2 protein-coding genes and 1 pseudogene are annotated in these 2,305 nt (G+C 41.5%); all 3 read right to left on the bottom strand.

Annotation, left to right across the window (positions count from 1 at the left end):
* Window positions 1-35 precede the first annotated feature (35 nt).
* Window positions 36-275 (bottom strand): annotated as a pseudogene (locus tag HMPREF9141_RS13800) (Eco57I restriction-modification methylase domain-containing protein); the annotation flags it as partial.
* 18 nt (window positions 276-293) lie between these two features.
* Window positions 294-1,553, bottom strand: a complete 1,260-nt coding sequence (locus HMPREF9141_RS04020) for an ATP-binding protein (RefSeq protein WP_040554235.1) — start codon at window positions 1,551-1,553, stop codon at window positions 294-296.
* 130 nt (window positions 1,554-1,683) lie between these two features.
* Window positions 1,684-2,082: a restriction endonuclease subunit S domain-containing protein gene (locus tag HMPREF9141_RS04015; protein WP_007367211.1), complete on the bottom strand. Its 399-nt coding sequence runs from the start codon at window positions 2,080-2,082 to the stop codon at window positions 1,684-1,686.
* Between the last annotated feature and the right edge of the window lie 223 nt (window positions 2,083-2,305).

Raw genomic sequence — 2,305 nt, 5'->3', positions numbered from 1 at the left:
GTCGGTCGACTTAAAGCGCAGATGGTCAATGCCTACTATGCGCAACGAATTATTGACGTGTTCGAGAAGAACCCGAACACGCCTTTAAATAAAGAAAGTATTAATGAGATATTTAGTTTCGATGCTGACGCAGCATAAAAATTAACGGAGTATTGATTAAAATAAATGCTCAAATCTGCCGTACCTGAATATACAGTAAATTTTTCTTTAAGAGTGCTTGCAATGTGTTTTAGCTTTTTCGCGTCAATATACGGTGGGTTCCCAATAACAATATCGAAGCCCTCTTTTGAGGGTCACAGATTCTGTCCACTTCTATTCAGCAGAAAATCAAAAATATTCAGAATGAGTATACCATCATCATTGCGGAAAGTGGGCTGCATGCCTCCTACGATGACAACTTTCAGAAAACTGTCTTTAATCTGTTTGAGTGAGCGTAGTTCTTGTTCCGTTTTTTCTTCAGATAACAAAGCGTAAGCCGACTGTATATAGATTCTGTCTTGCCCTCTGTTGCATACGAAGTCTACTTCAAGCTGCTTTCGTTCACTTATTCCTTTTTCGTTTTTCGTGTTTTGGATAACCTGTCCTACATCCACAGAATAGCCACGCATTCGCAATTCATTGTATATAAGATTCTCCATCAAGTGTGTGTGTTCTGTCTGACGGAAATTCAATCGGACATTGCGTAATCCCAAGTCTTCAAAATAGTATTTTGCTGGAGTATCAATGTATTTACGCCCTTTGATATCGTAGCGAACGGCACGCTCCATTAGGAAAGCGTCTTGCATGTAGTCCAGATAAGTCTTGACGGTGTCTCTGGTGATGGTACTCCGCTTTGCGGAACGGAAGGTGTTCGCTATTTTCTGTGGGTTGGTAAGGCTTCCGATGCTGCTTGCAATGACATCAATGAGCTCTTCCAGATCATCATCGTTTCGTATGCCGTACCTTTCTTTAATGTCGATAAGGTAGGTGTTAGAGAAAAGCTGCTGGAGATAGCTCTTCTTCTGTTGCTCCGTTGGCATCGTTACCGTTTGGGGTAATCCTCCTAAAAGCATATATTCATTGAGGTGTGTTTCCAAGAAAGGAGCATCTGGTTTCACTGACATATATTCGCTGAAACTCAATGGATGGATGCGTATCTCATCGCCCCTGCCACGGAAAGTCGTCACAACATCTTTAGACAGGAAGCGTGCATTACTGCCCGTGACATACACATCTAATTGCGGATTTTTCAGCAGCGTGTTCAGCACCTCCTCAAAACGGTCAAGCAACTGTATCTCGTCTATGAGTATAAAGTATTCCTTCGTATCTGTTACCCTTTGGCTAATGTAATCCAACAAGGGTAAAGGGTTTCGATAACGCTCATTATAAATGTTCTCCAAATCCAACTTGATGATTTGGGTATCATCTATCCCTTGTTCTTTAAGATACTGGCAGAAAAGTGTAAAGAGCAGATACGATTTGCCACTCCGACGCAATCCAGTAATGATCTTTACCATTCCATTGTGGCGTCGGCCAATTAACCTTTGCAGATATATTGGTCGTTCTATATTCATTCCTATTAGTTATTTATGCGTAAAGACGCATTCTTTGCGACTGCAAAGATATGACTATTTTCTCACAATATCAAGATTCCATTCGTTTTTTCTGCGTAAATACGCATTAATCAGGAAATAGGAAAATGCATTATATGTATAGTGCGGAAACTATCTGATTGACTTTCTGTTGCTCCGTTTCACTGTCTTGCCCGCCATGTATCTTTTCCATGATGACTCTGACGAGCCGAGCTATCTCCTCTTGCTGCTTGGAAGTCGCAATAGGGATAGGCAGATTGCGTATGTGCTCGGGGTAGATGTGATAATCTCCGCCTCGTTGGTCAGCCAACAATTTACCAGCCATTGAGGAATTGAGGACACCCAGTAAATAAAGCAAGTCTACTTCGCTTGACAACGCTTCCATCTCAGGGCGAGTGTACTTGCAGAATTTCTTGATACTTGAAGATATGCTCTTGTTGTTAACTCCCTTCAAATCTTTCCATAGAACAGCAGAAAACATGGAGTCGCTATGCAAGAAATGCGTGTCCATATCAAGATGTACTTTAAGAAAACCTAAACGATTTATTAATAAGTAGGTCGTAAGAATTAATTTATACTAAGCTACATGGGTAAAACTGATTTTGAGTCCAGACCCGATTGCCGCCAAAGCTCTGTTGGTGGCATAGAGCAAGGCGTCTGTATAGAGATAATCCACAGGTCTGAGCCATTTCCCCTTGAGGATGCGCCAAAGAGTCTCGGCAATATTAAGATGT

It is taken from the genome of Prevotella multiformis DSM 16608, from assembly GCF_000191065.1.
Classification (GTDB): domain Bacteria; phylum Bacteroidota; class Bacteroidia; order Bacteroidales; family Bacteroidaceae; genus Prevotella; species Prevotella multiformis.
This window is presented reverse-complemented; position numbering and strand designations above follow the sequence as displayed.

What these genes read in the sequence shown, in the direction of transcription:
- HMPREF9141_RS04020 (WP_040554235.1), bottom strand. Translation starts at nt 1,553, where the DNA reads ATGAATATAGAACGACCAATATATCTGCAAAGGTTAATTGGCCGACGC.
- HMPREF9141_RS04015 (WP_007367211.1), bottom strand. Translation starts at nt 2,082, where the DNA reads ATGGACACGCATTTCTTGCATAGCGACTCCATGTTTTCTGCTGTTCTA.